Genomic DNA, 25,227 nt, shown 5'->3' with positions numbered 1-25,227 from the left:
CGGAACGACTCCGTCCCCTGAACCATTCTGGATTCCGGCCTATGCCGGAATGACGGGGGATGCCGCAAAAACTCCGTCGTCCCAGCGCAGGCTGGGACCCAGAATTCCGGAACGACTCCGTCCCCTGAACCATTCTGGATTCCGGCCTATGCCGGAATGACGGGGGATGCCGCAAAAACTCCGTCGTCCCAGCGCAGGCTGGAACCCAGAACTCCGGAACGATCACCGCGCCCCTGAACCATTCTGCATTCCGGCCTACGCCGGAATGACGGGGGATGCCGAAAAAACTCCGTCGTCCCAGCGCCGGCTGGAACCCAGAATTCCGGAACGACTCCGTCCTCTGAACCATTCTGCATTCCGGCCTACGCCGGAATGACGGGGGATGCTGCAAAACCTCCGTCGTCCCAGCGCAGGCTGGGACCCAGAATGGTTCAGGCTAAACCTATCCCTGCTGCATTCTGGATTCCGAATCGTAGGACCTCCGCCTGCGCGGAAATGACGGTGCTTTCAGAACAGCGCTTGGTTTATCCCTGCAAAAACCGCAACGCATCCGCCGCACTCTGCTCGGGGATTTCCTCCATGGGAATATGCCCAACGCCCGGATAGATTTTCACCTGAAGCCCCGGCAGATCACGCTGCCACAGCGGCACATGCTTGGGTGAAATCCAGCGGTCGCGGTCACCCCACATCAGCAACGTAGGCGCGGTGATCTGCGCCACCCGCGCGGGGGTGCCGTGCAGTTCTTCGCGGTTCACTTTCAGCAGTACGCGGAAAATATCCATCATCGCCCGCCGGTTGCCGGGACGGCGGCTGAGGTCGTAATAGCGATCCACCACGCCCGGCTTGATCCGCCCGGGTTCGCCGTACACTTCCTTGATGCCCTGGGCAATCAGCGCTCGCGGCATCCACATCGGCATGGCCCAGGTGGCACCCGGCAGCGCCGCGGCGGCGATCATCAATGGCACCTTGTGCATGGGGTAACCGGCTGGGTCGATCAGTATCAGTTTTTCCACCCGCTGCGGCTGGGCCAGGGCGAAGTTCCAGGCGATATAGCCACCGAGGGAATTACCCGCCACCACCGCCTTGCTCACCCCCAGGTGATCGAGCAGCAGACTGAAAATTTTCACCATGCGCTCGGCGCTGTATTCACCATCGCGCGCCGGGCCGGTAAGGCCGAAGCCGGGCACGTCGAAACGGATGATTCGGTACTGCTCGGCAAAGGCGCTGATCCAGCCATCCCAAGTGTGCAGGGACGCCACTACGCCATGAATCAACACCAGCGCCGGTTTGTCCCGCGTGCCCTCGTCGCGGTAGTGCACGTTGAAGCCGTCCAGCTCGATAAAGCGCGAGCCGCTATCGGCGCTGGCATAGCGAGCCTTGAGGCGTTCCAGGGGCAAGGCACCGAAACCCAAGCGGGCAAAACCGACCGCCAAGGGCGGCGTCAGAGTCAGGCTGGAAGCAGTCATGCAGGGACCTCGACAATCTTGTTATAGGTTCCCCATCAGAACACGCAGGCCCACGGCCTGCGCCCAACCTAGGTTGTGACGGGGCACAGCGAGGCGATCAGCAAATCGCTGAGTACCGCCTTGGCATGTTCGATTTCTACCCGGCTGGCCGAGCGGCCTAGCAGTTCCAGCGACGTGGTTTCCAAGGCCCAGATCAACGCTCGGTACGTCAGTGGATCGCGATGAGTGCCGCCCTGCTCCAGGCGCTCCACCAGCAGCGCGGTCATCTCCACATGGGCGCGTTGCCGATGGCGGGCCAGGGGTGAGTCGGCGCGCAACGCTTCTTCCTGCATCAGGCGAATGATCGGGCCGACGGCCGAGTGGTAATCAAAGAAACAGCCGACCATGGTGCGCAGCCACGCCTGCGGGCTGCCGGCACCTTGTTGCATATCGCGAAAGCGCGCCAGCAACAGGACCACGGCGGTCTGGTAGATGCTTTCGAGCACATCCATCTTGTTATCGAAATATTTGTAGAAGGTGCGCCGCGATACGTTGGCGGCCGCCAGCAGGTCGTTGACCGTGGTCTCGTTCAAACCCTTGCGGGCGAACACCGGAATGGCCGTCAGCTGAATATTGATGCGCTGCAAATGCCCCACCAGCGGCCCGTCCGCCACCTCCCCCTGCTGACGCGCCACGGCACCGTAGCCGCCGAGGTCTTCGAACACCGCCAGCACGGCACCCTGCACGGCTTTTTCCGCTTCCATCGGCTGCTCCCTGAATGACCCAACCTAGGCCTGGGTGACGGAGCTGATCGGGCTGGGTACTCTTGCGTTCATTCTTATAAAAACCCTGCCGGAAGCTCCCCGCCGATGAAGCTAACACGCCGCCTGCTCTGGCCGCTGGCCATCCTTTTGCTGGTTCTTGGGTTAGCGCCAACGCCGACGGTTGTGGCCGCCGAGCTGTTCTACCTGGGGCAGAAAATTCCCGATATCGACAAACCCTGGAGCAGCCGCGACTACCACCAGTTGGTCGAAGCGCTGCAGAAACTCGACAGCACCCAGGCCAACGCCCTGCCCCGACGCAGCGGCGAATTCACCGGGCCGATCTACCAGCGCATGGTCAGCGAACAGAACTTTCGCCCGCAGCTGAATATCTACGCGCCGCTGGAACTGCGGCAGAACGAAGCGCGGGAGCTGTTGTTCCAGCTCAAAGAGCTAATGCGCCTGTACTTCGACTTCCATGCCGCGCAGCAGCCCTACGGCGCCGAAGCCCTCGGCCTGATGACCTACTCGCTGCGCCAGCAAGCGGTGCTGTTCACCCTGACCACCGAATTCTGGATGACCCTGTCGCAACCCGAACAACGCAACCCGGTGCGCCTGCAGGGTCTGCAAGACACCAAGGAAGCGGCGGCCATGCTCACCTCCAGCGCCCTCGACTACCTCGGCCTGACCAAACAGTTCGGCCGTGAAGACCTGGCCCTGTACGCCGCCGAAATCAGCAAGCAGCTGCCGGAATTATTCGTACACCTGAATGCCGAGGTGCGTCCCCAGATACTGGCGCGGATCGATGAACTGGCGCAGAAACACCCCTACAGCGAAGTGCGCGGCAGCATGAATGAACTGCTGCCGGTGCTGTTGGCGATACAGGCGGATGTGGAAAAACAGCTGGCAATGCCAACGCCGGAAAAGCCGGCGGCGAAGAAGCTGGATCTGACGGCCCCCTGACGGCCCCCGTAGGAGCGGCTTCAGCCGCGATTGGCCAGGCCTGCAATCGAGGTTTCCACGGATCGCGGCTGAAGCCGCTCCTACGAAAGGCATGCGGTGTGCTAACGAAGCACCCCAAGTGCCTTGGCCCTGGCCACGGCTTGCGTACGCCGCTCAACGCCAAGCTTGCTGTTGATATGCCGCGCATGGGTTTTCACCGTGTGCAGGGAGATAAACAGCTGCTCGCTGATCTCCTGATTGGAGCAGCCCTGGGCGATCAGCTTGAGCACCGCCAGTTCCCGGCTGCTCAGGGCTTCGGCCTGGATGCCGCTGTCGAGCACTTCGGTTTCCTCTTCCGCCAACTCCGGCAACAAACTCAGCAAGCGCTCACGCAACGGACAGGCCGGGCGCGGTTGCAGCTGCTCACGCAGCCATTGCGGACGCTTTTGCAGCAGCTCGCCAAAGGGCAGCAAGCCGCCACCAATCGCTGACTCCAGACTGCTGTAGAGCTGATGCTGGGCTTCGCGGTCACGGCCCTGGTCGAGCAGCAGCAAGGTCAGCTGGACCTGGGCAAAGCCGCCCATCAACTGGCCGCCAACGCTCTGCGCCCTGGCGATCAGCGAACGCAGGCGACGTTCGGCATCGGGTAATTTGTTTTGCAGCCGTTCGAGCACCGCCTGCTGCATTTCGATATGCAGCGGCAGCTGCGGGTTGTACTCCGGCGCGGCAGCCGCCTGCTCGCCGCTATAGGTGGTGGCCAGGCGATAGAGCCAATCCCCCGCCAATTCGGTTTGTCCGCGCATCAACCACAGCTCGCACTTCACCACGGTGATCATGGCCAGGTAGTAGATCGCCGGCACGTCCCAGATATGCATCAGCCGTTCGGCTTCAGCGAGTTGCGCAAAGGCCTCGTTGAGGCGGCCGCTGCGCCCCTCGATAGTGGCCAGCACACAATGACCAATAAGCACACTGGTGTCGCGACAGGCGCGCGCCTCGCTGAGGCCGACCAGCAAGCGGGCACGGGCCGCTTCCGGCTGCATGCGCAGGGTCAGCAGATAACCCTCATACAGGGTCAATCGCGCCCGCACGGCGTACAGGCGTTGCGGCGACAAACCGCGCATGCATTCCAGGCCCAGACGCACTTCTTCCTGGGCGCGCAGCACCTCGCCGCGGGCCTGCAACACCCGCGCACGGTCGTAGTAGGCCAGGGCTTCGAACAACGGGTTGCCATAGCGTTGCGCCAGTTCCAGGGCATCGCGATTGAGGCCGCGGGCGCGCCACAGGTCGTTGCGCACAATGGCCAGGTTGGCCAGGGTCGACAGGCACATCAGGCGTTGCCCGCAACGCTCCTGGGGCAAGGCCGACAAGGCTTCACTGCAATAGGCTTCGGCCAGCACGCTGTCACCACGACCACGGGCAATCACCCCGCTAAGCGCCAGCCACTGACCAATCATCGAGCGTTGTGCGCGAGAGTTGGGTGCCGGCAGAAAACGCGCCAGCTGACTGGCCAACTCTTCGGCGGCATCCAACTGACAGGCCAGGGCCAATGCCCAGGCATACAGCACGATCAAGCGTGGCGAGCTGCTCAGCAGGCTTTCCGGCAAGTCCATTTTCCAACGCAGCAACATGGCCACGTTCTGTTCGCCGAGCAGTTGTTCTTCCGACAGGTTCTGTACCAGGCTTGCCGCCACATCCGGCTGGCCGGCGCGCAGGGCCTGTTCGATGGCTTCGTCGAGCAAGCCCTGGCCACTGAACCAGCGGCAGGCGCGCAGATGCAGCTTGGCTGCGGGCTGACTCAACGACACCGGCAAGCGCGCACGCAGCAGATCGGAAAACAGGTGGTGATAGCGGAACCAGCGACCGTGTTCATCCAGCGGCACCAGAAACACCTGATGCGCCTGCAGATGCTGGAGGATCGTGCTGCTGTCATGGCTGTCGCGCACCGCGTCGCACAGCTCTACACAAAAACGTTCAAGGAAGGCGGTTTCGTAAAGAAACTCCTGCACGTCCGCGCTCTGACTTTCGATCACTTCTTCCAGCAGGTAATCGCGGATCAGGCCGTCGGCACCGTCCAGCGAGTGCCCCCAGTTCTGCGTGTCACCGCCTTCGCTGGCGGCCAACATCCACAGACGCAGCCCGGCCACCCAGCCTTCACTGCGCTGCAACAGGTTATCCAGGGCCTCGCCCTGCAGGGTGACGCCCTGGCTTTCCAGCAACTGGCTGGACTCGCCCAGGGTCAGGCGCAGGTCCTGCTCTTGCAGCTCCAGCAACTGCCGCGACAGGCGCAGACGCGCCAGGTGCCAGTTCGGCCGCTGCCGGCTGGTGACCAGCAAAAGCAAACCGGCGGGTAAATGATTCAGGAAAAATTGCAGACAGCGGTCCAGCACCGGGCCCTGGGCCAGGTGGTAATCATCCAGCACCAGCAACAGCGGCGTGGCTGGGTCCAGGCGTTGGGTCAGTTCATCCAGCAGGCCATCGAGCCATTCTTCGAAGGCAAAGGGTTGGTGGCGCTGGCGCAGCTTGAGCAGGCCCAACGCCTCCTCGCCGAGACCGGGAAAACAGCGCTGCAGCCCAACCACCAGACGTTCGAGAAAACGACCGGGGTCGCTGTCCATCTGGCTCAACCCCAACCACAGGCTTTGCCAATGGTTGGGCAAGCGCTCGCAAAACTCGATGGCCAGGGAGCTTTTGCCAAACCCGGCCGGCGCGGTAAACAGCAGCAAACGGCCAGACAGCCCGCTGACCAGGCGTTCGCACAAACGCGGACGGGTGATATAGCCAGCCGGGAGCGGCGGCCGAAAAAAACGGCCCTCGGTAGAGGGAATGGTGGGAAAGGCCAGGCTTTGCGAACTGGAAAGATCGGTCATCGGCGGATTCTTGTTATTGGGCCTGTTGACGTCGTGCAGCGAACATCCATTGCGCTCACTCCATGGGCTGGCGGCAGCGCATCAGAGCGGGCAGCCAATGCGCGGACGTTTTGCAGCCTAGCCCCTTGAGCGGTGCATTTGAAGCGAATACCTCGCCATAGCCCGGCTTTTTGCATAAAAATCGGACCAACCACCCTCAAAGCATCGCGGCTGAAGCCGCTCCTACGAGCGTTCGCGCCGCCCTTGTAGAAGCGGCTTCAGCCGCGAAGCTTTTGACCTGGCACAACTCGAGAGCGAGGACGCCACGCCGCATCGCCGACGCGCAGCCGTTCGTTCAACCATAAAAAAACCGGCCCTGAGGCCGGTTCCTTTATTGCGTTAACACTTACCGAACGCCGGACTGACGCAGGGCAGCCGGGGTGTAGTCAGACTCGGACGCTTTGAAATCAAAGTCGTAAGCCTGTTTCTCTTCGTTTTTCATGCCCAGGGCGATGTAGCGACCGGAGAGCAGGTCATACAGGGTTTCCAGGGTGTACCACGGCACTTGCTTGTCGTAGTAGTACTCGGCATGGGCCTCGGCTACACGCCACAGGGTGCCACGGCCATCGTAGTGGTCGCCTTCGGAAACCTGCCAGGTATCTTCGTCAAGGTAGAAGTCACGCTTGGCGTAGATGTGGCGCTCGCCGGCTTTCAGGGTGCCGACTACATGCCATACCCGGTGCAGCTCGTAACGGGTCAGGTCCTGGTTGATGTGGCCGGCCTTGATGATGTCCGCGTACTTCAGGTTCGGCGAGTCGAGGCGGTAGTTGTTGTAAGGGATATAGATCTCTTTCTTGCCTTCCAGCTTCCAGTCGTAGCGATCTGGCGCACCGTTGTACATGTCGAAGTTGTCCGAAGTACGCAGGCCATCGGCTGCGGTACCTGGGCCGTCATAGGACACTTGCGGGGCGCGACGCACGCGGCGCTGACCGGCGTTGTAGATCCACGCCAGACGCGGTTCTTTAACCTGGTCGAGGGTCTCGTGCACCAGCAGTACGTTACCGGCCAGACGCGACGGCGCAGTCACTTGCTGCTTGAAGTAGAACAGGATGTTGCTTGGCTTGCTGGCGTCGTAGTCGGTCAGGTTGCTGCGGAAAGTGAACTGATCCTGGAAGTACACCAGCGAGTACGAGCCATTGGCCTGTGGCGTGGCCTGGGTTACCAGACGACGCAGGCTACCGCCGCGATAACGGGTGATCTGGTTCCAGATCGCTTCCACACCGTCCTTCGGGATCGGGAACGGATAGGCCGTTTCGAAGTTCTCCAGACCGTTGCCACCTTGCACCAGCTTGGTGTTGACGGCGTTCTTCTTCACCGCTGCCTGCACGTCGGCCGGCACGGTAGCGGTACGGTGGGTGGTGTACACCGGAATCTTGTAGGTTTCCGGGTAGCGTTTGAACATCGCGTACTGGCCTGGGGTGAGCTTGGCTTTGTACTGCTCGACGTTCTGCGCGGTGATGGTGAACAGCGGCTTTTCATTGGCGAACGGGTCGCTCAGAAAGCCCTTGCTGTCGGCGCTGCCAGCGTTCTTCGGCAGGCCGCCGGTCCAAGCCGGAATGGAGCCATCGGCGTTACCGGCCATTTCTGCGCCAACCGGGGTCAGGGTAGTACCGAGCTTGGCAGCTTCCTCGGCCGAAACGGCCGCCATCACGCTAGTAGCCAACAGCGACAGTGCCAATGCAGCGCCAGTGTTGAGCAGACTCTTTGTTATTTTCATCGTCATACCTTCCTCAAAGTTGCTGTCTGCTTAGAAGTTCACGCCGAAGCTGAGTGCGGCGAAGTCGCGGTCAACCAGGGTGTTGTAGTCGCCACCGAAGAAGTTGGTGTAGGCCACGCTTGCGGTGTAGGTGTTCTGGTATTCAGCATCCAGACCAACGCTGATGGCTTTTGCGCCTTCGTTGAACACACCGTTGGCACCGTAGCCATTCACGTCATGCGACCAGGCAACGTTCGGCTTCAGGTTGATACCGGCAAATACACTGTTGTAGTCCCAGATTGCACGAGCGCGGTAGCCCCAGGAAGTCGCGGTAGCGAAACCATCGTTATTGCAGTTTTCGCTGACGTTCTTGGCGTTAGGGCTACCCAGCGTGCTGGTGTTGAGCAGGCGGCAAGCATTGTTTGGCAACTCGCCAGGACCATAGCTCGGGTCACGGCCATAGCGGACCTTCGAGGTGCTTTCCAGGCCACCGATGTGGCTCACGCCAATTTCACCAACCAAGGTCAGCCGCTCGGCGCCCATCACCTGATCAAAAAACTGCGTGAAGGTGGTTTGCAGTTGAGTGATTTCTTTACGGTTATAACCGTGCAGATCTTCACCCGGCGTCCCTTTCAAAACCGAAGCGCTGTTGAACAACAGGAATCCAGCGGCAGCAGGGTTATAGGCGGAATTGCCCAGTGGCGTCAGCCCGCCGTAAAGAATATCGGTAGTGTTGATTTGTACTGGGGCGTTGGGACGATAACTCAACTCACCACTCCACGCGGTACCGGTGGGGAGAGTTGTGGAGAAGCTCAGGCCGTAGAGGCGGATGTCTTCCGGGTACTCCATGAAGTACTCGGAGTTACCCGCTACACGCAGTGGCGTAAGTGCAGCCAACGACCCCAGAGTGTTGGCACGGTAGGCGGCAGCAGGTGCGCCATGACCGCTGAATACTGGTGCTCGGCTGTGGTAATTCATGAAGTAGGCACCGAACTCAGTGTCCAGAGCGTCCGAGAAGTAACGGAACGCCGTACCCCATTGGCCGCTATCGCGGGCATCACGGTCGCCGCCACGCGGAACGATTACACCCTCATCCGGATCTCCCCAAGTCACACCTTGAGAGCGCAGGGCGTTAACACCTGCCTGAGTGGCGGCAGCGCGTGTTGCGCTCTCGGTGCGCAGAACAGCAAGGTTGTTATCGCAACCGTCAGCCACTACGTCAGCCTGTGCGAAGAAGGTGCCGCAGTTGTCGGCAACGGTCTGATCCCACTCCAGTTGATAGAAGGCTTCAGCCGACAGATTTTCGGTCAGACTTTGCTGCACGAAGAACATATTTACCGGGATCAAACCTTCCTTGATTTCTGCGCCGGGGCGGCGGAAAGCGGAGACGTCGATCGGGTTGATGGAGTTGATACCGTTCTGGATAAAAGTACTTTCACCCCAGCTCACAACCTGCTTGCCCAAACGCACGGAGCCCGGCTGATCAGCTACTTGGTAGTTGTGATAGACAAAGGCGTCGAGGATTTGTGAACCGGAAGCCTGAGCACCCTCCTTACGGTTGTGATCGTCGATTTGCTTGAACTCGCGATCTTCATCTTTCTGTTCGAAGTCATACCAATACTTGCCGCGCACAAAGACGCCGGTGTCGCCGTACTTCAGCTCAAGGTCATGGATACCTTTGAAGATCTTCGAGAACGTCTGACCGCTCTTATAATTCAAGTGCGCATCATCGGAGGTTTGCGACAGGCTATTGCCGCCGTTGTTCACCCCGATCAGATCTTTATCCGGCCCGGTAGTCGACCAGCTCGCGCCCACAGACAGCGACGAGTCGAACGAGCCTTCGATTTCACCGACGTTAAAAGAGACTGCAAATGCGGGTGTGGCGAGGGTGGTGGCGAGGCTGACGGCCAGTGGCAGTTTTGCCCGGCGCCAGAACGTTCTTGTTGTTGTCATCGACGCTACTCCATGTTTGTTTTTTTGTTATGGATGGCAGCGACTATAGGTACAAGGTCGTACGAATTGATCCATCTAAAGTGTGATTTGAAGGCAGCAACCACTCTGGAATGCAGGTTTCGGCGATTTCCGAAGGGGTACAAAGGGCTGAAAGTGGCGCAACGCCAGTGCTTGAGGGGCCAAGCGCTTGCTTGGGGAGCGAGCCGTACACTGCGTATACGGCCCGTTACCGTTACAAGGTGGACAAAAATGCGCTGCCGGCTTCCTGCCATTGGGCGATATCCAGGCGGATACGTTTCTTATCCAGCTTGCCAACGCTGGTCTTGGGAATTTCGGTAACAAGGGCAATTTGCGATGGGATCGCCCACTTGCTCAGCAGCCCCTGCTCCACAAATGGCTTGAGGTGCTCCTTCAGGCTTTTCGCATCGAGGCTGTGACCATCGCGGGCCACCAGCAGGGCAAACGGACGCTCCCCCCACTGCGGGTCGGGAATTCCCACCACTGCCACTTCGCGTACACCGGGGTGACGGCTGACCAGGTCTTCGAGCTCCAGCGACGATATCCACTCGCCACCGGTTTTGATCACATCCTTGATACGGTCGCGAATATCGATAAAGCCCATATTGTCCAGCGTCGCTACGTCGCCGGTGTGCAGCCAGCCGCCTTCCCACAGCTCTTCGCTCTTCTGCGGCTCGCGGAAATAACCCTGGGTCAGCCAGGGTGCGCGCAGCACCAGCTCGCCCTGGGACTCGCCATCGGCGGGGAGGAAATTGCCATCGGCATCGATAATCGCCGCTTCCACCAACGGCACTGGCACCCCGGCCTTGATCTTGTAGGTGGTGCGTTCGTCTTCGCTGCCGGCCAGCAGCTCGTCATTCATATGGGCACAGGAGATCATCGGGCAGGTTTCCGACATGCCGTAGGCGGCGGTCAGATGAATGCCCCGGGCCTTGGCACCTTCATACAGCGAGCGGTTCAGCGAGCTGCCGCCGATGATGATTTTCCAGCCATTGAAGTTCACGTCCTGGGCGGCTTTGGCGTTCATCACCATTTGTAAAATGGTCGGTACGCAATGGGAGAAGGTGACCTGCTCTTTCTTCCACAAGCCCACCAACAATTCAGGATCGTAACGGCCCGGATACACCTGCTTGATCCCGAGCATGGTTGCCACATAGGGCACGCCCCAGGCATGCACATGGAACATCGGGGTGATCGGCATATACACATCGTCATTGGCCATCAGCCGCGGTGTATGCACCGCGCCCATCATGCTGGCCATGCCCATGGTGTGCAGCACCAGTTGGCGGTGGGTGAAGTACACGCCTTTGGGGTTACCGGTGGTGCCGGTGGTGTAGAAGGTGGTGGCTACCGAGTTCTCATCGAAATCGGGGAAGTCGTACTGCGGGCTGGCAGCCGCCAGCAGTTGCTCGTACTCGCCCACCAGGCCAGGCAGGTCGGCGCTCTTGTCGGCACCGTCGGTGAGCAGAATGGTTTTCTCGACGGTGGTCAGGGCACCTTGGATGCCCTGGTAGATCGGCAGGAATTCGCTGTTGACCAGCACCACGCGGTCGTCGGCGTGGTTCATGGTGTAAAGAATCTGTTCCGCAGACAGACGGATATTGATGGTGTGCAACACCGCGCCGATCATCGGCACTGCGAACATGCATTCCAGGTAGCGGTGGCTGTCCCAATCCATCACGGCCACGGTGTCACCGGCTTTGACGCCGGCATCGGTCAGCACGTTGGCCAGACGGGCAACGCGCTCATTGAAGGTCAGGTAGCTGTAACGCACCAGGTCGCGGTAGACGATCTCCCGGGTTTTCTCGTAGCGACTGCCTGACAGCAGCAAGCGTTTGATCAACAGCGGCGCTTGATACGCGTTGTCAGCGGGAGCGATTACACGGGTTTGCAACATAAATGCACCTACACGCATGGCTATAAGAATTCTTGTTAAGCGCACTCTAGAGGCCTTGCGCCAGCCATAAATCAACCAAAAGAATGATTTCAACGTGACTCTTTGGCCACTTTTAGTCACGAGGTAGAATCGGCTCCATCGGCCAGTATCCAAAGGCCGCCCACAACGTTTCAGCAGAACCGTTTTAGAAGAACAAGAGGACAGTGAAATGACCGACATCGTTATCGTCAGCGGCGCCCGCACCCCCATGGGCGGTTTCCAGGGCAGCCTTTCCAGCGTTCCGGCCGTCGACCTCGGCGCCCTGGCGATCCGTGAAGCCGTACAACGCGCCGGCATCAATGCCGCCGATGTACAGGAAGTGATCATGGGCTGCGTACTGCCTGCCGGCCTCAAGCAAGGCCCGGCCCGTCAGGCTTCGCTGAATGCCGGCCTGCCCAGCGCCACCGGCTGCACCACCATCAACAAGCTCTGCGGTTCCGGCATGAAAGCCGTGATGCTTGCCCACGACGCGCTGAAAGCCGGCACCAACAGCGTGATGGTTGCGGGCGGCATGGAAAGCATGTCCAACGCCCCCTACATTCTGGAAAAAGCCCGCGGTGGCTTCCGTATGGGCCATGGCGAAATCAAGGACCATATGTTCCTCGACGGCCTGGAAGACGCGCGCACCGGTCGCCTGATGGGTTCGTTTGCCCAGGAAACCGCCGACAAATACGGCATCAGCCGCGAAGAGATGGACGCCTACGCCATCGAGTCGCTGAAGCGCGCGCAGAAGGCAATTGCCGAGGGTTGGCTGACCGCTGAAATCGTGCCGGTCACCGTCACCAGCCGCAAAGGCGAAGTGCTGGTGAAAGATGACGAGCAGCCACTGAACGCCAACCTGGAAAAAATCCCCGGTCTTAAGCCGGCCTTCCGCAAAGACGGCACCATCACCGCCGCCAACGCCAGTTCGATCTCCGACGGTGCCAGCGCCCTGGTCCTGATGACCGCCGAAGAAGCCGCTCGCCGGGGCCTCAAGCCATTGGCCAAAATCGTCGGCCATGCCACCCAGAGCCAGGACCCGAGCGAATTCACCATTGCGCCAATCGGTGCCATGAGCAACCTGTTCGCCAAGACCGGCTGGAGCAAGAACGACGTCGATCTGTTCGAGATCAACGAAGCCTTCGCCATGGTCACCATGTTGGCCATGCGTGAGCACGACCTGGACCACGCCAAGGTCAACGTTTATGGCGGTGCCTGCGCCCAGGGCCACCCGGTGGGCTCCACCGGTTCGCGGATCATCCTCACCCTGATCAACGCGCTGAAAAACACCGGCGGCAAACGCGGTGTCGCGGCGTTGTGCATTGGCGGTGGGGAAGCGACTGCAGTGGCGGTAGAGCTGCTGTAAGCCTTCACTGCGCCAACAAAAAGCCCGGCGTAATAGCCGGGCTTTTTTATGACAGATAAACCATGCCCCGTAGGAGCGACTTCAGCCGCGATGCTCTGGACCTTGAAAAGCATCGCGGCTAAAGCCGCTCCTACAAAAGCCGCGAACTTACGGCATCCGCGCCAATGCCACCTTCACGCCCAGCCCAACCAGCACCACGCCCATCGCCCGATCAAACCAGTGCCCCATGCGCGAGAACCCGGCACGCACGCGCTGCTGGCTGAACAACCAGGCCACCATGCAGAACCAGGTCGCGGTCGCCGCCGCCAGGTACACGCCATAACCGGCCTGCACCAGCAACGGTGTGTGCGGATTGATCACCACGGTAAACAGGGAAAGGAAAAACAGCGTGGCCTTGGGGTTCAGGCCATTGGTGATAAAGCCGCTGACAAACGCCCCACGCGCCGTGCGCAGCACAGGTTCGGCGATCACATGCTGTTCATCTGCGGCCACCGCCGGCTGCGCCCGCAACGCCTTGATGCCGATGTACACCAGATAGGCCGCCGCCAACCATTTCAGCGCACTGAACAGCACGATCGACTGCGAGACGATCAGGCCGATACCGAGCAATGAATAGGTAACGTGGAGGAAAATCGCGCAGCCCACGCCCAGCGCCGTCCAGGTTCCGGCACGTCGCCCATTGGCCACGCTCTCGCGCACCACCACGGCGAAATCCGGGCCGGGACTGGCCACCGCCAGCAGGTGAATCAGGGCAACGGTAAGAAACTCCGTCCAGTACATAGTGGCGCTCCGAAGTAGGGTAGGCTGGCAACGATACGCCCTCCTCTGCCTGCACAAAAGGTACAGCTGATGACCAACCCCAGCCGCGCCGTGTTCCTCGATCACGCCTCCCTCGACCTCGGCGATCTCGACCTCGCCCCGCTGCAAGCCGCGTTCGGCGAGCTGACCCTGCATGCCGGCAGCACTGCCGAGCAGATCGCCGAACGCCTGCAGAACGCCGAGGTGGTGATCACCAATAAAGCGCCAATCAGCGCCGCCACGCTCAAGGCCTGCCCGCAGCTCAAGCTGGTGCTGGTCGCCGCTACCGGCACCAATAATGTCGACCTCGCCGCTGCCCGCGAACAAGGCGTAGTGGTCAGCAATTGTCAGGGTTATGGCACGCCGTCGGTGGCGCAGCACACCCTGATGTTGCTGCTGGCCCTGGCGACCCGCCTGCCGGATTACCAGCGGGAGATCCGCGCCGGAAAATGGCAGCAAGCCAAGCAGTTCTGTCTGCTGGACTTCCCCATCGTCGAGCTGGAAGGCAAGACCCTCGGCCTGCTCGGTGCCGGCGAATTGGGCAGCGCGGTGGCCAGGCTGGCCGAAGCCTTCGGGATGCGCGTGCTGCTCGGCCAATTGCCGGGGCGGCCTGCCCGTGCGGACCGTATGCCGCTGCAAGAACTGTTGCCGCAGGTGGACGCCCTGACCCTGCACTGCCCACTCAACGAGCACACCAAAAACCTGATCGACACGCCGCAACTGAATCTGATGAAGCCCACGGCCTACCTGATCAATACCGCGCGTGGCGGTCTGGTGAACGAACAGGCGCTGGCCGATGCCTTGCGTCGCGGCCACCTCGGCGGTGCCGCCACCGACGTACTGATTCAGGAGCCGCCGGTAGACGGCAATCCGCTATTGGCCGACGACATTCCCCGGCTGATCATTACCCCGCACAGCGCCTGGGGGGCCCGCGAGGCTCGCCAGCGCATCGTGGGACAGATGACAGAAAACGCCATCGCGTTTTTCAGCGGTGCGCCGAAACGGCAGGTCGGCTAAGCTGCCCGGCTTTTTTCCCAGCGCTCATTCAAGGAGAAGCCCATGGACCCGCGAAGCGAAGTGCTGCTGCGCCAGCAGGAGCTGTTCACCGGCAAGCTGTTGCTGGCTGGCCTGCCGGCCGACGATCTGCTCGGCCAATTGCCCGCCGCCCAGGGCTGGAGCTGGCATGCTGGTGAGCACGCCAGCCTCGATGCGCGCTTCCCCCAACGCAGCCATTTTGGTGTGGAACCGGGTGAGCAGAACTTCGATGCTGCCGTGGTCTTTCTGCCCAAATCCCGTGAGCTGACCGACTACCTGCTGCATGCCCTGGCCGCGCGTCTGGCCGGCCGCGCGCTGTTTCTGGTGGGGGAAAAACGCGCCGGTATCGAGCGCGCCGCCAAGCAACTGCAGCCCTTTGGCAAACCGCGCAAACTCGACAGCGCACGGCACTGCCAGCTGTGGCAGGTGACTGTGGAAAACGCCCCGGCCAGCCCGGATCTCAACGCCCTGGCGCAACGTTATGAGCTGCCACTGGATGACGGCCCGCTGACCATCATCAGTCTGCCCGGGGTGTTCAGCCATGGTCGTCTGGACCGTGGTACCGCGCTGTTTCTCGAACACCTGGACAAGTTACCCACAGGACATCTGCTGGACTTCGGCTGCGGTGCCGGGGTGCTCGGCGCGGTGCTGAAACGCCGCTACCCCGATAGCCAGGTGACGATGCTCGACGTCGACGCCTTTGCCGCCGCCAGCAGCCGTCTGACCCTGGCCGCCAACAACTTGCAGGCCGAGGTCATCACCGGTGATGGCATCGATGCCGCGCCGAAAAACCTTATGGCGATCCTTACCAACCCGCCGTTCCACGAAGGCGTGCACACCCACTACCAGGCCACCGAGCACCTGCTGCGCCAGGCGAAAAAACACCTGGAACACAAAGGCGAGCTGCGCCTGGTGGCCAACAGTTTTCTCAAGTACACGCCAATCATCGAAGAGCACCTGGGACCGTGCGCGGTGCTGGGGGAAGGCCAGGGTTTCCGGATTTACCGGGCCAAACGGCATTAATTTTGGCTTGCCCCTTACAGCATCCTCGGGCAGAATCCGCCCCGTCCTAGGGGAGTAGTCTCCCGCAAGCAGGGTTTTCACATCCTGCTTCGCCCGGCCCGCGTCAACATACTTGCTCCGCAGAGCATGGCGCGTGCGACCCAAGGTCCGCTCAGACGGACCCAGGGGTTTGACAAGACCTATGACACGTAACTCCTTACCCGGGGCGGGAAGAAGTGCGTGTCATAGCCGTGTCTACCCGCCCCTGAGGAAACCTGATGCTTGATTCCCTTCTCGTTCCAACCGGTATTGTCGCCTTGGCAGAAATTGGCGATAAAACCCAGCTGCTCGCCTTGATTCTGGCGGCACGCTTTCGCAAACCCTGGCCGATCATCGCCGGCATCATCGCCGCTACTCTCGCCAACCATGCCGCTGCCGGTGCCGTAGGTGCCTGGGTCGGCGGACTGTTCTCCGATGTGGTGTTGCACTGGATTCTGGCCGTGAGCTTTGCCGCCACCGCGCTCTGGACCCTGGTGCCAGACAAGATCGATGACGACGAAACCACCACGGCGAAAAGCTTTGGCCCGTTCCTCACCACCCTGATTGCGTTCTTCCTCGCCGAAATCGGCGACAAAACCCAGATCGCCACGGTGATGCTGGCCGCGCAATATCCTGAGCTGTGGCTGGTGATTATCGGCACCACCCTCGGCATGCTGCTGGCCAACGTGCCGGTGGTATTGGCAGGTAACTTTGCGGCGGACAAATTGCCGCTCACCCTGATTCGGCGCTTGGCGGCTACCGCGTTTTTCATTCTGGCGGGCATCGCCATCTACAAGGCGCTGCAGGCTAGCGGGATGGTGTAAGCCTGCGAAAATTTGGGCCCCAGCTTTCGCTGGGGTGACGGTGGACGCTGCACAAATCACCGTCATTCCGGCGCAGGCCGGAATCCGGAATTTCGGACGTAGCGGAACACCCGAAGAAGCCGCTTATCTGACGCCAGTCCCCTGGCGTTTCGGCCAATGCCGAATGACGGCGGCGCGATGCACAGTTTGTTGCGTTTTTCCCTCAGCAAACTGCAGAGCGCCGCTATGTCATTGGATGATATGAAAAGGCTGGTACGCCACCACATCGACCTGTCCTGGAACAAAGGTCGCACCGCCCTCGCCGAACAGCTGCACAGCAAAAGTTTTCTCTACAAGAGTTCCTTTATCGGACGCCCGCTCGACAGCGCTGCCTTTGGCTTGATGGTGCTGGAGATTCGCAGCGCCATGCCCGACCTGATAGTGGTGGTCGAAGACACCCTCGCCGAGGGCAATAAGGTCTTCACCTGGTGCACCCTGATGGGCACCCTGGAAAAACCCGCCATGGGCTACCCGGCCAGTGACAAAGTGCTGAGCATCTCGGCCATGGCCTGCTGGACCCTGACCTGCAGCGGCGAGATCGAAGAGCTGTGCACCATCTTCGATATGGAAAGCTTCCGCGCTCAGCTGGGCCTGGTTACCCGGCCGTTTGCGGAAGTGGCGTTGCCGTAACCACAAATACAGATCCGTAGGAGCGGCTTCAGCCGCGATCCGGCAACCCTCGCGCTCAGGCCCGGCCAATCGCGGCTGCAGCCGCTCCTACCGTTTTTATTTCGCCTTCGCCTGCTGATACAACGGCTCAACCTTGGGAATCGCCGCCTGCAGCGAAGAAATCCGGCTGCTGGATGCCGGGTGGGTGCTCATAAATTCCGGCGGCGCGCCTTCGCTGGCTTTGGCCATTTTCTGCCACAGGGTAACCGCCGCATTGGGGTTGTAGCCGGCGCGGGCGGAGAGCTCGAGGCCGATCAGGTCGGCTTCGTTTTCGTTTTCGCGGCTGTTGGGCAGGGTCATACCGTATTCGGCCACGGCATCCGCCAGGGCCAGGCTGTCTTGCCCAAGCCCCAGTAATGCACCGGCACCCTGCTTGGCGATTTCGATGCCGTAGGCCTTGGACATGGCTTCACGACCGTGCTCGCGCAAGGCGTGAGCGATTTCATGGCCCATCACAGCGGCCAGCTCGTCATCGGTAAGTTTCAGCTTATCGATCAGGCCGCTGTAGACGATGATCTTGCCGCCAGGCCCACAGTTGGCGTTCATCTCGTCACTGTCGACCAGGTTGACTTCCCAGGCCCACTGCGCCGAATCCGCACGCAGCTTGGGTGCCTGGGCGATCAGGCGTCTGGCCACCGCATCGACGCGCTTGGCATTGGCGCTGGTCTTGTCCAACTGGCCTTTGCCTTTGGCTTCGCTGAGGGTCTGCTGATAAGACTGCGCGTACATCTGGTTGACCTCTTGGGTCGACAGCATGCTGAACATGTACTGCTTGCGCTCGACACCCACGGAATCGCCGCTGGTGGTGTTAACAGCCTGACAGGCGCTGAGTAGCAGGCAACCTGCCAGCGCGGTCAAACGAAAGGAATGCTTCATACCGGTCCTCCAATGACTGGGCTCGTATCCTAGTTCGCCGCCCTTTGCGGAACAACCTCGCTTGCACTCTGGCAATCGGCCATCTTTGCTACACAAAACACTGCGTTAATGCTTTCGCAACTTTCTGCCGATACGCCAGGGACCGGCTGCCAACAAGTTCGATGTGGGGGTTCCTATGCGTTTCAAATCCATCCAGTTCTCCGTGGCCCTGTTGGCTGGTGCCAGCGTGCTCGCCGTGGTGGTGGCACTGGTGCTGTACTCCCTGTTTGCCGGTGCGCGCACCCAGGACATGGTGAAAAGCAGCACCCAGAACCTGCTCGAAGACATGGTCAAACAGCGCCTGACCGCCCTGGCCCAGGGTGAAATCAGTCAGATTCAGAAAGAATTGAATTACCCCCTGGTGGTGGCCACCAGCCTGGCGCAAACCAACGCCCTGATGGGGGAAACCGATGCAACGGGTGCCCCCGCCCTGGCCATCACCCGCGAGCAATTGACCAACCTCCTACGTAGCACCGTGGAAAAAAACCCCAAGCTGGTGGATGCCTACATAGGTTGGGAGCCCAATGCCTTTGGCGAAGATGACGCCCGTTACGCCGGACAAACCGAAAACGCCTACGACGCCAGCGGCCGTTACATGCCCTGGTGGTACCGCAAGCCCGACGGTAGCCTGACGGTGGAAGCCCTTGGCGGTGACATGGAGAACCCCAAGCTGCTGCCCACTGGCGTGCGAACCGGCGAATATTATCTGTGCCCGCGGGAAACCAAAGCCACCTGCATCATCGATCCGGCACCCTATGAAATGGCCGGCAAGATGGTGATGCTCTCCTCGTTCAACGTGCCCGTGATGGTCAAAGGCCAGTTTCGTGGCGTGGTCGGTGCCGACCTGACCGTCGACTTTATTCAGGAGCTTCTCAACACCGCCGACAGCAAACTGTATGACGGTGCTGGCGAGTTGGGGCTGATCTCCAACAACGGCCGCATGGTGGCCTTCACCAAAGACCCGAGCAAGCGTGGCGAACCCAGCGCGCAGGTGTTGCCAGGCATCGGCGATCTGAAGGCGCTGCCCTTGGGCCAACCGACGTTCAGCACGGATAAAGCCAGCGGACAGATCCAGTTACTGGTGCCCTTCACCGTCGACGACACCAGCAGCCGCTGGACCTTGCTGCTGCAACTACCGGAAAAGGCCGTTTACGCCGAGCTGAACCAGCTGCATCAGGATCTCAACGACCAGCGTCAGACCGATATTTTCGGCATGACAGTCGTGGGGCTGGTGATCGCCGGGATCGGTCTGCTGGTGATCTGGCTGGTGGGCTACGGCATCGCCCGGCCGCTGAAACAGATGGTGCTGATGCTCGACGATATCGCCAAAGGCGACGGCGACCTGACCAAGCGTTTGCAGGTAGACCGCGCCGACGAACTGGGGCAGATCGCCAATGGCTTCAATACCTTTCTCAACAAGCTGCAGAACATGATTCGCGATGTGGTCGGCTCGGTGCAGAAAGTTAGCGACTCATCGGAAAACACCGCCGATATCGCCATCCGCACCAACGAAGGTGTGCAACGGCAGATGGTCGAGATCGATCAGGTGGCCACCGCCGTGCACCAGATGACCGCCACTGCCCAGGACGTGGCGCGCAACGCCACCCTGGCGGCCGAGTCCGCCAACGCCGCCGACCGCTCGGCCAACGAGGGCAAGCGCATCGTCAACAATACGTCCCTGGCCATCGCCTCGCTGGCCACGGAAATTGCCCGGGCCGTATCAGTGGTGCAGAACCTGGCCAAGGACAGCGAAAACATCAATGCCATCCTCACCGCCATTCGTGGCATCGCCGAACAGACCAACCTTCTTGCGCTTAACGCAGCCATTGAGGCAGCGCGGGCCGGTGAACAGGGTCGTGGTTTTGCCGTGGTGGCCGACGAAGTACGCAACCTGGCGCAGAAAACCCAGCAGGCCACCGAAGAAATCCAGGCGATGATTCAGCAACTGCAACAGGGCACCCGCGAAGTGGTGAAAGTCATGGAAGACAGCCAGGGCAAAACCGATGACAGCGTGCGTCACGCGGCCGATGCAGCCGGGGCGCTGGATGCGATTACCGAGGCGGTGTCGGTGATCAATGATATGAACACCCAGATCGCCAGCGCCGCCGAAGAACAGAGCGCAGTGGCCGAAGATATCAACCGTAACGTCACCAATATTGGCCAGGTGGCGGCCGAAGTGGCCGGTGGTGCGGATGAGGCCAGCCAGGCGAGTGCGGAGTTGACCAAGCTTGCCGAACAACAACGGCGATTGATCAATCAGTTCAGGGTTTGACGTTTGCAGGAAATCGCGGCTGAAGCCGCTCCTACGGGGCATCCCAATCCAGTAGGAGCGGCTTCAGCCGCGATGCCCTTGATCGTTCAACGCGCAACAAAAAGCCCGGCATCCGCCGGGCTTTGCTTTTCCTACCAATTCAGCGATTAGCTGATGTGGTTTGCACCCACACGTTCAGCACCACCTTCAGCGACGCGGTTAGCGCCGGTACGGTCAGCACCACTTTCAGCTACACGGTTAGCGCCAGTACGGTCCGAACCACCTTCAGCGATGCGGTTTACGCCGGTACGGTCAGCGCCACTTTCAGCTACACGGTTAGCGCCAGTACGGTCCGAACCACCTTCAGCGACGCGGTTTACGCCGGTACGGTCAGCGCCACTTTCAGCGACTACCGGGGAACTCAGTTGTTGGTACAGGTCGGTGGCATGCACGGTGACTGCGCTGGCGGCCAGTACGGAGAGGGTCAGGCTGAGGATCAGTTTGTTGGTTTTCATGATGGTCGCTCCAGAAGATGTTTTGAGAGGTTGTTTTGCTTGGGTGGAGCTAGTGTTGATCGAAACAATTCGATTAAAAAGCGCAAATATTCGGCTTAAACAATCAACAATTTCGATTCGTAAGCAAAAAACACTCTAGCTCAGAGGGTTAGCAGCGGCTGGTCATGGGCAAAGGACTGCTCTAGGGTAAGGCTCAGCGCCACTTACCGGTCTGAATCAAGGAGAAACCATGGACGCTTTTATGCAAGCGGCAATCGAGGAAGCACAGCTGGGGTTGGCCGAAGGCGGCATTCCCATTGGTTCGGTGCTGGTGCATGACGGCCGCATCATTGGCCGCGGGCACAACCGCCGGGTGCAGGAAGGCAGTGTGATCAAGCACGGTGAAATGGATGCCCTGGAAAATGCCGGCCGCCAACCCGCCAGCCTGTACCGCGAGGCGGTGCTCTACACCACCCTGTCGCCCTGCCCGATGTGCAGTGGCGCGATTCTGCTCTACGGCATTCGCCAGGTGATCGTTGGCGAGAACCAGACCTTTATGGGCGACGAGGAGCTGCTGCGCTCGCGCGGCGTGAATGTCGATGTGCTGCAGAACCACAGCTGCGTGGCGATGATGGAGCAGTTCATTGCCGACCAGCCGCAGTTGTGGAATGAAGATATCGGCGAGTAATTGCCGGGCAGCGCACTGATGCTGCCAACGGCCCCGCCCCCCACATCCAGCGATTTTCCATGCGTGCACGCGCGAACGACAGCGTACCGGGCAGCCCCTAGATTCGAGCAACTGCCCGCTTTACCTGTTTGCGCGCCAACCACTCCCGTGGCTTGGCAAACCCTCACCGAACCGACGCCGGCCTAATTCCAAATCACCTGCGCGGTTCACTGGAGTACGCATATGAAAAGCTCGTTCGGCAAAACCACGCTTAGCTGTGCAATGGGGCTGTTATTGGGGTTCACACTGCAAGCCAGTGCAGCCCAGCAGGAAATTCACTTCGCCAACTGGGCCGACTATGTTGGGCCAACCACCTTCGCCGATTTTGAAAAAGAAACCGGCATCAAAGTGGTGCTGGAACCCTTCGACTCCAACGCCATCCTGGAAACCAAGCTGCTCACCGGCAACTCCGGTTATGACGTGGTGGTCACCCCGGCCGACTTTCTCGCTCGCCAGGTAAAAACCGGCATCTATCTCCCGCTGGACATGGCGCAGCTGCCGAACAGCAAAAACCTCAATCCCTCGCTGTTGAAACGCCTGGAATCCTCCGACCCGGGCAATAAATTTGCCGTGCCGTACCTGTGGGGCACCGTGGGCATCGGCTACAACGCGGAAAAAGTCAAAGCAGCGTTCGGCGACAACGCACCCGTCAACAGCTGGGACTTTGTGTTCAAACCCGAGAACTTGGCCAAGCTCAAAGGCTGCGGCGTGGCGATGCTCGATGAGCCGACCAAGATCATTCCGCTGGCCATGCTCTACCTGGGTCTGGACCCCAATAGCGAAAAAACCGAGGACATCGCCGCCGCCACCAAACTGCTAAAAACCCTCACGCCGTCGATCACCTACTTCAACTCCACCAAATACATCGCGGACCTCGCCAACGGTGACATCTGCGTAGCCATCGGCTTCTCCGGCGACGTGCTGCAAGCACGGCAAAGCGCGATTGATGCCGGCAACAAAAACACCGTCGCCTACAGCCTGCCGAACGGTGGCAGCAACATCTGGTTCGACAACCTGGCCATCCCGAAAACCGCCAAAAACGCCGCCGGCGCCCACGCGTTTATCAACTACCTGTTGCGCCCGGACGTGATCGCCAAGGTCAGCAACTACCTGCATTACGCCAACCCCAACACGGCGTCGCAGGAACTGCAGGACGCGGCCGTGCGAGAAAACCCGGCGATCTACCCGGATGAAAGACTCATCGACAAGCTGTTCGTCAGCCTGCCGCCGTCGCAAGCGGCGATGCGCGTGATTACCCGCAGTTGGAGTTCGATCAAGTCGGGTATCTGATTTAAAAGCGCACACAAAAACGCCCGGCCATTGCCGGGCGTTTTTGTTCAGATCTCGCGTAGGAGCGGCTTCAGCCGCGATGCTCTTGATTTTTCGTTTCCAAGAATCGCGGCTGAAGCCGCTCCTACGAGATCGAGGGATGCTTACGCCTGCGCTTCGATCTTGAAGCCATAGCGCGGGAAGTGCACATGCACCACGCCGCCACGGGCATCTTCACGGCGCAGGATCAGCTCCTCACGACCGGCATACACCAGCTCACCGGCCACCGGGTCCACACCGTAGTCGGTAGCGGCGATGGTCACCTGCTGGCCGGCCTTGAAGCCGTTGGGGTCTTCGAATACTTCATCCGGCAGTGGTGCCGGGGTGGCGTTGCGTGCCACGTCCAGGGCTTCCTCGGCAGTCATCGGCGTCGAAGAGCCATGACCAAAACCTAGCACCCGAGCGAGCCAGGCAGAAACCAGCGGGTAGTTATCCACCAACGGCGAAGTTACCGGTGTGCCTTTGAGGAACCACAGTTGGTGGGCGACGGCAAAGTCGGCATGGCTGGCTTCACCAAACAGGAAATCGCTACCGCTGGCATCGAGCTGTTGCTCCAGACGGGTCATCAGTTGCGGCCATTGGTGCTGCGCCTGCGCCAAGGGCACACGGGCGGCGCTACCACCGCTGAAGAGCCCGGCGCGGTCAGCGATAAACGCCTTGACCGCTTCCGGCGGCAATTTGCCAAAGCGGATCGCCACCGAATCCGGCTGGAACACCAAGGCGACGGCGTGCTGGAACAGCACCGAATCGATCCAGTTGGTAAAGCCGGTGATGGCGAACAATTGTTCCGCCGGGAACAGTGCCGGGGTGGCCTTTTCCGCTTCCAGACGGCGGGCGATCAGCGCGGTGTCGCAGTAGATATCAGCGCCCACTTGCAGCACCGGAGTCTTGCGGTAACCACCGGTCAGCGCCACCAGATCAGGCTTGGGCATCACCGGCGAGATCATTACCGAGCGCCAGGACAACTGCTTGAACCCCAGCATCAGCCGCGCTTTTTCGGCAAAGGGCGAAGTGGGGTAATGGTGCAGGATCAACTCGTGCATAGCAGGCTCCAGGCGCATTTTTATGAACGCTGAGCTTACGCGGCTGCGCCGCCCCGGCCTACCCAATCAGGCTGATGGCGCGTCATAACCGGGTTGAATCGCCGCCCAGGCCAGCACCAGGTTTTCCTTGGCCTTTTTGCTCAGGCGCTTGATCGTGCGCTCACGCCGCAAGGCATCGCCCTTGCCCGCGCAAGTCTCGACATACACCAAGGCCACCGCCGGGCTCGAATAGAAAAACCGCGCGCCCTTGCCACTCTGGTGCACAGCGAAACGGCGTTGCGCGTCGTCGCTGATACCGCAGTACAGCGCGCCATTGGCGGCGCGGACGAGGTAGACGAACCAGGGTTTACCAGCAGTTTCGACGACAGGCGTCGGGAGAGATTCGGGCAACGGCAACGCGATCAGCCTGCAAGTAAATAGAAGTTCCCCCGGTCGTCCCAGCGCAGGCTGGGACCCAGATTCTGAAGTCCAACCTCAAACGTTGTAACGTCCAACATTCTGGGTCCCAGCCTTCGCTGGGACGACGGAGTTGTGGCCGCTATGGTAACCGACGCCTCTCCAGAATATTCAGCGCCCCGCGCGAAACGCCGCCAGCCCTTTGGCCGCCTGCTTGCGAATCGCCCCCTGCACCAAGGGCGTCCAGCCCAGCAGCGCGCCCTTGGCACCCAGCGCCTGGGCCGACCATTTCCACAGATCGAAGTAGTCGTGGTGCTCGACAATCTTGCCGTCACGAAACACGAAGCTCGCCTGGATACGATTGACCACCATGCGCCCGGTGCCGCTGAACAGATAGGTGGCCACCCACTGCGCACTGCCCTGCTGATCGTCGGCCTGAACAGCGGAAAAATTCAGGGAGAAGTTCTGCGCGCGGCTGGTGAGCATGCGCCACATATCGGCGGCTTCAGCACCTTTCAGTTCGGGAAACACCGGGTCGCTGAACTGCACATCATCGGCATAACAGGCAGCCATGGCTTCGGCGTCCTGGCGTTGAAAGGCCTGGTAAAAGAGGGTGATCAGTTCGGCATTGGGGTGGCTCATGACAACTCCGGTGTGGACAAAG

At 60.6% G+C, this 25,227-nt stretch carries 21 protein-coding genes, 1 pseudogene and 1 riboswitch; of the genes and pseudogenes, 10 read left to right on the top strand and 12 right to left on the bottom strand.

Going from position 1 to position 25,227, the window contains the following annotated elements:
• Nucleotides 1–524 precede the first annotated feature (524 nt).
• Nucleotides 525–1,466, bottom strand: a complete 942-nt coding sequence (locus ACVW0Y_RS20555; protein ID WP_457440955.1) for an alpha/beta fold hydrolase — start codon at nucleotides 1,464–1,466, stop codon at nucleotides 525–527.
• Between the two features lie 68 nt (nucleotides 1,467–1,534).
• Nucleotides 1,535–2,209 carry a TetR/AcrR family transcriptional regulator gene (locus ACVW0Y_RS20550; protein ID WP_457440954.1) on the bottom strand — a complete coding sequence of 225 codons (675 nt, stop codon included), beginning with the start codon at nucleotides 2,207–2,209 and terminating at the stop codon, nucleotides 1,535–1,537.
• 105 nt (nucleotides 2,210–2,314) lie between these two features.
• Between ACVW0Y_RS20550 and ACVW0Y_RS20545 the strand changes: the two genes are divergently transcribed.
• Nucleotides 2,315–3,169 carry a hypothetical protein gene (locus tag ACVW0Y_RS20545; protein ID WP_457440953.1) on the top strand — a complete coding sequence of 285 codons (855 nt, stop codon included), beginning with the start codon at nucleotides 2,315–2,317 and terminating at the stop codon, nucleotides 3,167–3,169.
• A 101-nt stretch (nucleotides 3,170–3,270) separates the two neighbouring features.
• On the opposite strand, the gene ACVW0Y_RS20540 is transcribed toward ACVW0Y_RS20545, so the two are convergent.
• From ACVW0Y_RS20540 to ACVW0Y_RS20525, 4 genes are all read right to left on the bottom strand, one after another.
• On the bottom strand, nucleotides 3,271–6,015 hold the full coding sequence (locus ACVW0Y_RS20540) for a LuxR C-terminal-related transcriptional regulator (RefSeq protein ID WP_457440952.1): 2,745 nt from the start codon (nucleotides 6,013–6,015) through the stop codon (nucleotides 3,271–3,273).
• A gap of 385 nt (nucleotides 6,016–6,400) precedes the next feature.
• The gene (locus tag ACVW0Y_RS20535) at nucleotides 6,401–7,771 is read right to left on the bottom strand and encodes a DUF1329 domain-containing protein (RefSeq protein WP_457440951.1); all 1,371 of its coding nucleotides are present in this window, start codon (nucleotides 7,769–7,771) and stop codon (nucleotides 6,401–6,403) included.
• A gap of 30 nt (nucleotides 7,772–7,801) precedes the next feature.
• Nucleotides 7,802–9,703: a DUF1302 domain-containing protein gene (locus ACVW0Y_RS20530; RefSeq protein WP_457440950.1), complete on the bottom strand. Its 1,902-nt coding sequence runs from the start codon at nucleotides 9,701–9,703 to the stop codon at nucleotides 7,802–7,804.
• A 232-nt stretch (nucleotides 9,704–9,935) separates the two neighbouring features.
• Nucleotides 9,936–11,618 (bottom strand): fatty acid--CoA ligase, encoded by a 1,683-nt coding sequence (locus ACVW0Y_RS20525; protein ID WP_457440949.1) that lies wholly within the window; start codon nucleotides 11,616–11,618, stop codon nucleotides 9,936–9,938.
• A gap of 208 nt (nucleotides 11,619–11,826) precedes the next feature.
• Here ACVW0Y_RS20525 and ACVW0Y_RS20520 point away from each other — a divergent pair, with 208 nt between their 5' ends.
• Entirely contained in the window at nucleotides 11,827–13,002 is a 1,176-nt protein-coding gene (locus tag ACVW0Y_RS20520; RefSeq protein ID WP_457440948.1) for a thiolase family protein, read from the top strand.
• 147 nt (nucleotides 13,003–13,149) lie between these two features.
• Here the strand turns inward: ACVW0Y_RS20520 and ACVW0Y_RS20515 are convergent, their stop codons facing one another.
• Nucleotides 13,150–13,782: a LysE family translocator gene (locus ACVW0Y_RS20515; RefSeq protein WP_457440947.1), complete on the bottom strand. Its 633-nt coding sequence runs from the start codon at nucleotides 13,780–13,782 to the stop codon at nucleotides 13,150–13,152.
• A 69-nt stretch (nucleotides 13,783–13,851) separates the two neighbouring features.
• Here ACVW0Y_RS20515 and ACVW0Y_RS20510 point away from each other — a divergent pair, with 69 nt between their 5' ends.
• The 4 genes from ACVW0Y_RS20510 (at nucleotide 13,852) to ACVW0Y_RS20495 (ending at nucleotide 17,369) form a co-directional block, all read left to right on the top strand.
• Nucleotides 13,852–14,817 (top strand): 2-hydroxyacid dehydrogenase, encoded by a 966-nt coding sequence (locus ACVW0Y_RS20510; protein ID WP_457440946.1) that lies wholly within the window; start codon nucleotides 13,852–13,854, stop codon nucleotides 14,815–14,817.
• Nucleotides 14,818–14,859: 42 nt separating this feature from the next.
• Nucleotides 14,860–15,858, top strand: coding sequence for a methyltransferase (locus ACVW0Y_RS20505; protein ID WP_457440945.1), 999 nt, complete (start codon nucleotides 14,860–14,862; stop codon nucleotides 15,856–15,858).
• Between the two features lie 37 nt (nucleotides 15,859–15,895).
• Nucleotides 15,896–16,029, top strand: a riboswitch (yybP-ykoY riboswitch).
• 86 nt (nucleotides 16,030–16,115) lie between these two features.
• Nucleotides 16,116–16,700 (top strand): TMEM165/GDT1 family protein, encoded by a 585-nt coding sequence (locus tag ACVW0Y_RS20500; RefSeq protein WP_457440944.1) that lies wholly within the window; start codon nucleotides 16,116–16,118, stop codon nucleotides 16,698–16,700.
• A gap of 225 nt (nucleotides 16,701–16,925) precedes the next feature.
• Complete coding sequence (locus ACVW0Y_RS20495; protein ID WP_457440943.1) at nucleotides 16,926–17,369, top strand: ketosteroid isomerase-related protein; 444 nt, start codon at nucleotides 16,926–16,928, stop codon at nucleotides 17,367–17,369.
• Nucleotides 17,370–17,465: 96 nt separating this feature from the next.
• Here the strand turns inward: ACVW0Y_RS20495 and ACVW0Y_RS20490 are convergent, their stop codons facing one another.
• On the bottom strand, nucleotides 17,466–18,284 hold the full coding sequence (locus ACVW0Y_RS20490) for a M48 family metallopeptidase (RefSeq protein ID WP_457440942.1): 819 nt from the start codon (nucleotides 18,282–18,284) through the stop codon (nucleotides 17,466–17,468).
• 175 nt (nucleotides 18,285–18,459) lie between these two features.
• On the opposite strand from ACVW0Y_RS20490, the pseudogene ACVW0Y_RS20485 reads away from it, so the two are divergent.
• Both ACVW0Y_RS20485 and ACVW0Y_RS20480 read left to right on the top strand, forming a co-directional pair.
• Nucleotides 18,460–19,737 (top strand): annotated as a pseudogene (locus ACVW0Y_RS20485) (HAMP domain-containing protein); the annotation flags it as partial.
• Nucleotides 19,738–19,752: 15 nt separating this feature from the next.
• A complete protein-coding gene (locus ACVW0Y_RS20480; RefSeq protein WP_457440956.1) occupies nucleotides 19,753–20,595 on the top strand; it encodes a methyl-accepting chemotaxis protein in 843 nt (280 codons plus the stop codon).
• Nucleotides 20,596–20,741: 146 nt separating this feature from the next.
• Here the strand turns inward: ACVW0Y_RS20480 and ACVW0Y_RS20475 are convergent, their stop codons facing one another.
• The gene (locus tag ACVW0Y_RS20475) at nucleotides 20,742–21,089 is read right to left on the bottom strand and encodes a hypothetical protein (RefSeq protein ID WP_457440941.1); all 348 of its coding nucleotides are present in this window, start codon (nucleotides 21,087–21,089) and stop codon (nucleotides 20,742–20,744) included.
• Between the two features lie 229 nt (nucleotides 21,090–21,318).
• Between ACVW0Y_RS20475 and ACVW0Y_RS20470 the strand changes: the two genes are divergently transcribed.
• Nucleotides 21,319–21,756, top strand: a complete 438-nt coding sequence (locus ACVW0Y_RS20470; protein ID WP_457440940.1) for a nucleoside deaminase — start codon at nucleotides 21,319–21,321, stop codon at nucleotides 21,754–21,756.
• Nucleotides 21,757–21,978: 222 nt separating this feature from the next.
• Nucleotides 21,979–23,085, top strand: a complete 1,107-nt coding sequence (locus tag ACVW0Y_RS20465; RefSeq protein WP_457440939.1) for a polyamine ABC transporter substrate-binding protein — start codon at nucleotides 21,979–21,981, stop codon at nucleotides 23,083–23,085.
• 143 nt (nucleotides 23,086–23,228) lie between these two features.
• Here ACVW0Y_RS20465 and ACVW0Y_RS20460 read toward each other — a convergent pair whose 3' ends face one another.
• From ACVW0Y_RS20460 to ACVW0Y_RS20450, 3 genes are all read right to left on the bottom strand, one after another.
• On the bottom strand, nucleotides 23,229–24,167 hold the full coding sequence (locus ACVW0Y_RS20460) for a glutathione S-transferase family protein (RefSeq protein ID WP_457440938.1): 939 nt from the start codon (nucleotides 24,165–24,167) through the stop codon (nucleotides 23,229–23,231).
• Between the two features lie 66 nt (nucleotides 24,168–24,233).
• On the bottom strand, nucleotides 24,234–24,557 hold the full coding sequence (locus tag ACVW0Y_RS20455) for a GIY-YIG nuclease family protein (RefSeq protein WP_457440937.1): 324 nt from the start codon (nucleotides 24,555–24,557) through the stop codon (nucleotides 24,234–24,236).
• A 177-nt stretch (nucleotides 24,558–24,734) separates the two neighbouring features.
• The gene (locus tag ACVW0Y_RS20450) at nucleotides 24,735–25,205 is read right to left on the bottom strand and encodes a nuclear transport factor 2 family protein (protein WP_457440936.1); all 471 of its coding nucleotides are present in this window, start codon (nucleotides 25,203–25,205) and stop codon (nucleotides 24,735–24,737) included.
• Between the last annotated feature and the right edge of the window lie 22 nt (nucleotides 25,206–25,227).

It is taken from the genome of Pseudomonas sp. TE3786 (assembly GCF_054057335.1).
This window is presented reverse-complemented; position numbering and strand designations above follow the sequence as displayed.